Below are 7,390 nucleotides of genomic sequence, written 5' to 3'. Positions count from 1 at the left end.
CGCCCTCGCCACGGCGGCCCTGGGAGCCGGCCTGCTGTCGGGCGCCCCCGCGACCGCGGTGCCCGGCGGCCCGGCTCCTCGCCCCGTCGTCGTGCAGGACCCCGGCTTCGAGCACGGCGCGACGGGCTGGGTCTCGAAGGGGTCGGGCACCACGACGCTCGAGGCGGGTGGGCACGACTCGGCCACGCGCCTGACACACGTGCTGTCGACGGCCGGCACGGCCACGACCAGCCAGAAGCTCAAGAAGGTGACGCCCGGGTGGTGGACCTTCTCGGCCTGGGTGAAGAGCGGTGGCGGCCTGGCCTCGAGCACGCTCTCGCTGACCGGGTGCGGCACCGGCTCGAGCAAGGACGCCGCGGCGACGACGGTGATCCCCTCGACCGAGTCCGACGACGGGTGGCTGCGCCTCTCGGTCTCGGCCGAGGTGACGCACAGCCAGTGCACTCCGACGTTCACCACGAGTGGCGCGGCCGGTGCCTGGGCGAGCATCGACGACGTCACCGTCACGCCCGGGCGGGTGACGCGCGACGTGCGGGGTGCCGACCTGTCGGGTCTGCCCCGCAACGAGGATCGCGGAGCCGTCTACCTCGACGCCGCCGGCCGCCCCACCGACCCGGTGACGCAGCTGGCGGACCACGGGGCGAACATGGTGCGGCTGAAGGTCTGGGTCGACCCGACCGACGGCTACAACGACCAGGACGACGTCGTCGCGATGGCGGCGCGGGTGAAGGCGGCGGGCATGCAGCTGCTCGTGGACTTCCACTACAGCGACCGGTGGACCGACCCGGGCGCCCAGACCATGCCGAGGGCCTGGCTCGGGCTGAGCGCCCCCGAGGTCGCCACGAGTATCCACGACCACACCCGCAGCGTGCTCGACGCCCTCGCCGCCGAGGGCATCACGGCGGACGCCGTGCAGGTCGGCAACGAGATCAACCCCGGCATGGTCTGGCCGCTGGGCCAGACCTGGGACGTCGACCCGAGCGACGGCGTCAGCGGCGCGCAGTGGAGCAACCTGGCGATGTTCCTCACGGCCGGAGCGACGGCGGTGAAGGAGGTCTCGCCCACGACGCAGGTCGTGCTGCACCTGACCAACATCAACGCCGGCGTCGACGGCCTCACCTGGTGGTTCGACGAGGCGACCTCGCGCGGCGTGCCGTTCGACCTGATCGGCCTGTCGTACTACGGCTACTGGCACGGCGGACTGTCGGGCATGCAGCAGGCGGTCACGACGCTGTCCGAGCGATACGACCGCGACGTGCTGATCGTCGAGACGTCCTACCCCTGGACGCTCGAGGACGACCCCGACCACCTCTGGGAGAACGTCGTCGTCGACCCGTCGCAGCTCGTCGCGGGCTACCCCGCGACGCCCGAGGGGCAGGCCGCGAACTTCCGTGCGATCCAGGACGTCGTGGCCTCGGCCCCGGGCGGCCGCGGAATCGGCGTCGTCGCGTGGGAACCCGCGTGGACCGCGGTCGACGGTGCCGGGTGGGACCCGGACGACCCGACCTCGGGCAACGCGTGGGAGAACCAGGCGATGTGGGACCACGACGGTCGCCCGCTGCCCGCACTCGACGAGTACGCGGCCGACTGAACCGGGCGAACGCCGGGTGATCCGGCGGGCGGTGGTCGTCGCGGCACCCGGTCTCCCCCCATAGTGGGCACATGCCCCGCACGCCCGAGCCCCTGGCACGCCTCTCCCGTCGAACGGTCCTGCTCGGCGTCGGCGGCGTCGCCGTCCTCGGGACGGCCGCCGTCGCCCTCGGGTTGCGTTCCGCGCGACTGAGCGAGGAGGCGCCGGTCACCCGAGCCGCGCCTCCTCGGCCCGTCGACGCCCTCCTGGCGGCTCGACCCTCCACCGTCGCCCACCGCGGCGGGTCCGGCGACTGGCCCGAGATGTCGATGTTCGCCTACCGGCAGTCGGTCGCCGCCGGGGTGGACGGGCTCGAGGTGTCGCTCTCCCGCACCTCGGACGGCGTCTGGTTCGGACTGCACGACGAGACCCTCGACCGCACCTCGGGCACGACCGGGTTCGTCCCCGCCGACCACACGTGGAGCGAGGTGCAGCAGTACCGCATCTCGGCGGCCGAGACGAACGACCCCGAGCAGTCCGACCAGCCGTACGCCCGCTTCGACGACATCGTGCGCGAGTTCGGCCGCGAACACGCCCTGTTCGTCGACCCGAAGTACGTCGACGCCCGCTTCTACCCCGAGCTGTTCGAGATCGCGTGGATGCAGCTCGGGACGTCCGAGGTGGCGCAGACCCTCGTCGGCAAGGGGTACTGCACGCAGACCGAGTGGGGCGACCTCGCCGCCTCCGAAGGGTGCGCGACCTGGGGGTACTACTACGCCGACGAGCTGGCGGACGACCCCGAGCTGCTCACCCGGACCTCCGACAGCTGGAGCATGCTGGGCCTCGACTGGTCCGCCCCGGCCGCGACCTGGGCGACGATGACGGCCACCGGCAAGCCGGTCCTCGGCCACATCGTGTCCGACCTGGACGCCGCTCGCGCCGCACTCGACGGGGGTGCGTCCGGGCTCGTCGTCTCGGGCGTCGCCGAGGTCGTCCGGCAGCTGACGACCGAGGGCTGAGCCCGGCCGCACGCGGACCCGACCCCCGCCCGGCGCCCCGCGGCTCAGGCGGCGGTGACGACCACGCGCTCGGGACGGTCGGCGTCCGCGCCGAAGACCAGACGCCGCGTGGCGACCTTGTCGGCGAAGAACCGGTCGTGGCTGACCACGACGACCGCCCCGGGGAAGTGCTGCAGCGCCCGCTCCATGACCTGGGCGCTCGGCACGTCGAGGTGGTTGGTGGGCTCGTCGAGCAGCAGCACCGAGGCCCCCGAGAGCAGGCACTGCGCCATCGCGACGCGGGCCCGCTGACCACCGGAGAGCGCGCCGATGCGCTTCTTGAGATCGGCCTCGCTGAACTGGAACATCGCGAGGAACCGCCCGACGGACTTCCGCGTCGCGGTCAGGGCGAGGCTGTCGGGCATCGCGTTGACCGAGTGCGTGACGGTGTCGTCGTCGTCGAGCTCGGCCAGCACCTGGTCGTAAGAGACCACCTTGACCCCGCCCGCCCACGCGGCCCGACCGGCGTCGGCACGTTCTTCCCCCGTCAGCACCCGCAGCAGCGTGCTCTTGCCGCTGCCGTTCGCCCCCGTGATCACCAGGCGGTCGCCGCGCCGCAGCTCGAACGTGAGGTCGTCGAAGAGCGTCCGGTCGTCGCGGGCCTTGCCGAGACCGTCGACCCGGCACAGGACGTCCTTGACGTGCAGGCCCGAGTAGATCTCGGTGATGATCTGGTCGACGGGGCGGGGGGCCCGCGACTTCTTGACCTTGGCGAGCTGCTTGAGCAGGTCGCCACCGTCCTGGCGATTGGCGGCCTTGGCGGCGTCGCGGCGGTCCGAGATGCCCTCGGCCTCGAACGCGAGCAGCTCGGACTCGTGCACGAACTGCTGCTCGAGGCTTTTCAGCCGGAACTGCTTCTGCACGACGTACTCGGCGAAGTCGCCCGGGTAGTCGTGCAGGTGGAAGTTCTCGACCTCGACGATGCGGGTGACGACCGCGTCGAGGAAGCTGCGGTCGTGCGAGACGACCACGGCCGCGCCGTGGAAGTCACGGAACCACGACTCGAGCCACTCGACGCCGGCCACGTCGAGGAAGTTCGTGGGCTCGTCGAGCAGCAGCACGTCGGGGTCCTCGAGGACGATCTTCGCGAGGGCCGCCCGGTTGCGCCAACCACCGCTGAGGTCGTCGATCGGGCTGGTGCGGTGCGCGTCGCTGAATCCGAGCACGCTCAGTGCCGTGTCGATGCGGCGCGGGTACTCCCAGCCGTCGACCCGGTCCATCTCGGCGAACAGTTCGGACTGTCGGTGGATCAGCTGGTCGAGGGCGTCCCCGCCGTCGGGGTCCATCGCGACCACGGCGATGTCGGCGTCGATCTGCGCCAGGTCGGCCTCGATCGCCCGCTCGTGGGCGAAGAGCCCGGTCAGCACCTCGACGATGGTCTGCGTGCCGTCGAGTTCGGAGAACTGCGAGAAGTACCCCACCCGGACGCCCTGCTCGAGCGTGACCGTGCCCTCGTCGGGCTGCACCTGGTCGAGCATCAGCTTGAGCAGCGTGGACTTGCCGCTGCCGTTGCGACCGACGATCCCCACGCGCTCCTTCTCGTCGAGGCGGAAGAACGCCTCGCGCACCACCGGGGTGCCGTCGAAGCGGACGGTCACGTCGTTCAGTCGGATCAGGCTCATGCGTCGATCCTCGCAGGCCGACGGAACACCCGGCGCCGCGCGGTTGTTGTCGTGAGAGGCATCGAGGCGACCGCGGGCATCCGACCCATCCGATCGCACCGACGCCGACGAACAGGAGGCATCATGTCGGACCAGTACCGGAAAGACCCCGAGGCGGTCGCCCGCCTCACCTCGACCCAGCGCCGCGTGACCCAGGGCGGTGGCACCGAACCCGCCTTCCGCAACGAGTTCTGGGACTCGAAGGACGCGGGCATCTACGTCGACGTCGTCTCGGGCGAGCCCTTGTTCGCCTCGGTCGACAAGTTCGACAGCCGCACCGGCTGGCCGAGCTTCACGCGACCCATCGACGCCGAACACGTCGTCGAGAAGCGCGAGGGCTTGTTCTTCAAGCGCACCGAGGTGCGCTCGACCGCCGGGGACAGCCACCTCGGCCACGTCTTCCGCGACGGACCCACCGCGACCGGCGGGCTGCGGTACTGCATCAACTCGGCGGCTCTCCGCTTCGTCCCCTACGCCTCACTCGAAACCGAAGGATACGGTGCCTACATGACGCTCTTCTCCCCCGAATCCACCCCTGCCCCCAGCGGCACGACCGAGACCGCGATCCTCGCCGGCGGCTGCTTCTGGGGCGCCCAGCAGCTGCTCCGCCGCCGACCGGGCATCGTCTCGACCCGCGTCGGCTACTCGGGCGGCAGCGTGCCGAACGCGACGTACCGCAACCACCGCGGCCACGCCGAGGCCGTCGAGATCGTGTTCGACCCGGGTCTGACCTCGTACCGCGAGATCCTCGAGTTCTTCTTCCAGATCCACGACCCGTCGACGAAGGACCGCCAGGGCAACGACGTCGGCGACAGCTACCGCTCGGCGATCTTCTACGCGGACGACGAGCAGCGCGCGACGGCCCTCGACACCATCGCCGACGTCGACGCGTCCGGCCTCTGGCCCGGCAAGGTGGTCACCGAGGTCACCCCGGCCGGCGACTTCTGGGAGGCCGAAGAAGAGCACCAGGACTACCTCGAGAAGGACCCCTACGGCTACACCTGCCACTTCGTCCGTCCGGGCTGGGTGCTGCCGAAGCGCGACCAGCAGGTCGCCGCGGGCTGACGCCCGTCGGACCCCAGGAGGCGCGGTGCCGGTTCGACCGGCACCGCGCCTCCTGGCGTCCGGTCGCTCCTCAGCCCCAGAGGCGCGTGACGATCGATCCCATGAGGTCGTCGGTCGGGAAATTCCGTTGCGACACCGTGACGACGACGTCGTCGCGCACCAGCACGGTGTCCGCCATGTCGACGCCGTACATCGGGTGGGTCGTGACGTACTGGCAGAGCGAGCCGCCGTACGCCTCGGAGCAGTCGTAGACCACGCCGTCGAGCCAGAAGACCGAGGTGGGTTCGCGTCCCTCGGCGAGCCAGGCGGGATACGCCGCGGCCGTCGCGGCGTCCACCGTGCTGACGTCGGCGAAGAGGCCCGTGACGTCGGCCCGCATGTCGGCCCAGCCACAGCGGAGCACCTGGGCGGACGCCACGACGTCCCTCAGGTCGGCGTCGGCGCCGGGTGCCGTGGGAGCGACCTGTCCCATCGGCTGACCGAAGTAGGCGGGGTCGTTGAGGGGGGCGTCGCCCATCGTGGCGGCGTAGGTCGCGGCGTCCACCAGGTCGGTGCAGTCCGTCGGGATCGACACGGGCCGCGTCGTCGGGGTCTGCGACGGAGTCGCCGTCGGGGTCTCCGACGGGGTCGCGGTGGCCTCGGGCGAGGCGGCGACGTCGGTCGCCGGGGCGGTCGGACCGGACGTCGACGCGCCCGCTCCACCCGTCGCCGGCGCGCAACCGGCCAGCAGTCCGGCCAGTGCAAGACCGACGAGGGCGGTGTTCACGGAACGCTTCATGGTCGTCTCCCCCTCGCCAGGCCGATGCCGGACCGGTCTGTCGGCTGATCTCTCCAGCCTAACGACAACGACACGAGGAAGCCTCGGCTCCGAGGACGACATCGGATCATCCTCCGGGATGGCCTCGCCCCGAGGACGCCGGTCGAGGGCAGGTCTAGGCTCGCGGCGTGGACGCGGGTGGCAGGGCATGACCGGGGACGCCGGGTTCGACGCCGTCCTGCTCGCCGGGGGTCGCGCCTCCCGGGTGCACGGTGCCGACAAGACCGGCTTCACGAGTGGCGACGCGACGCTCCTCGACCGGGCCGTCCAGGCGGCGGCCGGAGCCCGGACCCTCGTCGTGGTCGGCCTGCGCGACGGTCGGGTGCCGCCCGCCGGAGCCCTGCTCACCCGTGAGGAGCCTGCCTGGTCCGGGCCGGTGGCCGCCCTCGCGGCCGGTCTCGCCGTCGTCGGCGACCCGGCACCGTGGGCACTCGTGCTGGCCTGCGACCTGCCGCGGGCGCCTGAGGCCGTGGCGGCCCTTGTCGCCGGCGGCGCCGAGGACGACGAACACCGGGACGGTCGGCTCGCCGTCGACTCGGGCGGGCGACGTCAGCCACTGCTCGCTCTCTACCGGACCGACGCCCTGCGGACGCGACTCGGAGGACTGCGGGCCGACGGCCCCCTCGAGGGCCTGTCGCTCCGCCGTCTGCTCGACGGGCTCGACCTGCTCGAGGTCCCCGTGCCCGACGCGCTCTGCGCCGACGTCGACACCGTCGCCGACGCCGACCGCCTGGGTGTCGTCCGGCGCGAGGCCGACGCGACTGGTTGAGTGTCGACCATGACCGACACACCTGCCGAACTCGACGCCTGGGCCGCACGACTCGTCCGGGCCCTGGGCCTGCCCGACGACTTCGTGGTCGACGTCCCCGTGGTGCTCGACCTCGCCCGCGACGCGGCGCACGGCGTCGCCCGCCCGGCCGCCCCGCTGACGACGTTCCTCGTCGGCTACGCCGCGGGGCTCGCCGGCGGATCGCAGGCCGAGCTGGACCGGGCGACCGCGACCGCCACCGCGCTGGCCACGGCCGACCCGGCGTGACGGTCCGGCGGGCCGACTGGCGGGTGGCCCGCGCCGAGGCGTCCGACGCCGCCCAGGCCCTGCCCCGCGACCTCGAGACCGTCCTGCTCGCCGACGCGGTCGGTCGCACGCTGGCCCGGGACGCCACGAGCCTCGCGCGCGTGCCCGGCTCCGACGTCTCGGCGATGGACGGCTGGGCGGTCG

7 protein-coding genes and 1 pseudogene are annotated in these 7,390 nt (G+C 72.4%); 6 read left to right on the top strand and 2 right to left on the bottom strand.

The genetic code is table 11. The features are described 5' to 3' along the window. A partial coding sequence (locus IFT36_RS14300; protein WP_200413466.1) for a glycoside hydrolase family 53 protein occupies nucleotides 1-1,591 on the top strand: 1,591 nt, incomplete at its 5' end. Between the two features lie 71 nt (nucleotides 1,592-1,662). Continuing rightward, a complete protein-coding gene (locus IFT36_RS14295; RefSeq protein ID WP_056048753.1) occupies nucleotides 1,663-2,589 on the top strand; it encodes a glycerophosphodiester phosphodiesterase in 927 nt (308 codons plus the stop codon). Between the two features lie 44 nt (nucleotides 2,590-2,633). Here IFT36_RS14295 and IFT36_RS14290 read toward each other — a convergent pair whose 3' ends face one another. Further along, complete coding sequence (locus IFT36_RS14290; RefSeq protein ID WP_200413465.1) at nucleotides 2,634-4,250, bottom strand: ABC-F family ATP-binding cassette domain-containing protein; 1,617 nt, start codon at nucleotides 4,248-4,250, stop codon at nucleotides 2,634-2,636. Nucleotides 4,251-4,373: 123 nt separating this feature from the next. Between IFT36_RS14290 and IFT36_RS14285 the strand changes: the two genes are divergently transcribed. Then, complete coding sequence (locus tag IFT36_RS14285; RefSeq protein WP_082460582.1) at nucleotides 4,374-5,354, top strand: bifunctional methionine sulfoxide reductase B/A protein; 981 nt, start codon at nucleotides 4,374-4,376, stop codon at nucleotides 5,352-5,354. A gap of 70 nt (nucleotides 5,355-5,424) precedes the next feature. On the opposite strand, the gene IFT36_RS14280 is transcribed toward IFT36_RS14285, so the two are convergent. After that, nucleotides 5,425-6,132 (bottom strand): RodZ family helix-turn-helix domain-containing protein, encoded by a 708-nt coding sequence (locus IFT36_RS14280; RefSeq protein ID WP_200413464.1) that lies wholly within the window; start codon nucleotides 6,130-6,132, stop codon nucleotides 5,425-5,427. 187 nt (nucleotides 6,133-6,319) lie between these two features. On the opposite strand from IFT36_RS14280, the gene mobA reads away from it, so the two are divergent. From mobA to IFT36_RS14265, 3 genes and pseudogenes are all read left to right on the top strand, one after another. Next, nucleotides 6,320-6,940, top strand: coding sequence for a molybdenum cofactor guanylyltransferase (gene mobA, locus IFT36_RS14275; RefSeq protein ID WP_056048759.1), 621 nt, complete (start codon nucleotides 6,320-6,322; stop codon nucleotides 6,938-6,940). A 9-nt stretch (nucleotides 6,941-6,949) separates the two neighbouring features. Then, nucleotides 6,950-7,207: a DUF6457 domain-containing protein gene (locus IFT36_RS14270; RefSeq protein ID WP_158612919.1), complete on the top strand. Its 258-nt coding sequence runs from the start codon at nucleotides 6,950-6,952 to the stop codon at nucleotides 7,205-7,207. After that, nucleotides 7,204-7,390: pseudogene (locus tag IFT36_RS14265) on the top strand (hypothetical protein); the annotation flags it as partial. The gene IFT36_RS14270 and the pseudogene IFT36_RS14265, both read left to right, overlap by 4 nt.

Source organism: Frigoribacterium sp. CFBP 13605, assembly GCF_014839405.1.
Lineage (GTDB): Bacteria > Actinomycetota > Actinomycetes > Actinomycetales > Microbacteriaceae > Frigoribacterium.
The sequence above is the reverse complement of the archived record's forward strand: the minus strand, read 5'-3'. Positions and strand labels throughout refer to the sequence as shown.

Excerpts from the sequence above, each read along its gene's own strand:
- IFT36_RS14295 (WP_056048753.1), top strand. The coding sequence starts at position 1,663 with ATGCCCCGCACGCCCGAGCCCCTGGCACGCCTCTCCCGTCGAACGGTC.
- IFT36_RS14280 (WP_200413464.1), bottom strand. The coding sequence starts at position 6,132 with ATGAAGCGTTCCGTGAACACCGCCCTCGTCGGTCTTGCACTGGCCGGA.
- IFT36_RS14285 (WP_082460582.1), top strand. The coding sequence starts at position 4,374 with ATGTCGGACCAGTACCGGAAAGACCCCGAGGCGGTCGCCCGCCTCACC.
- IFT36_RS14290 (WP_200413465.1), bottom strand. The coding sequence starts at position 4,250 with ATGAGCCTGATCCGACTGAACGACGTGACCGTCCGCTTCGACGGCACC.
- mobA (WP_056048759.1), top strand. The coding sequence starts at position 6,320 with ATGACCGGGGACGCCGGGTTCGACGCCGTCCTGCTCGCCGGGGGTCGC.
- IFT36_RS14270 (WP_158612919.1), top strand. The coding sequence starts at position 6,950 with ATGACCGACACACCTGCCGAACTCGACGCCTGGGCCGCACGACTCGTC.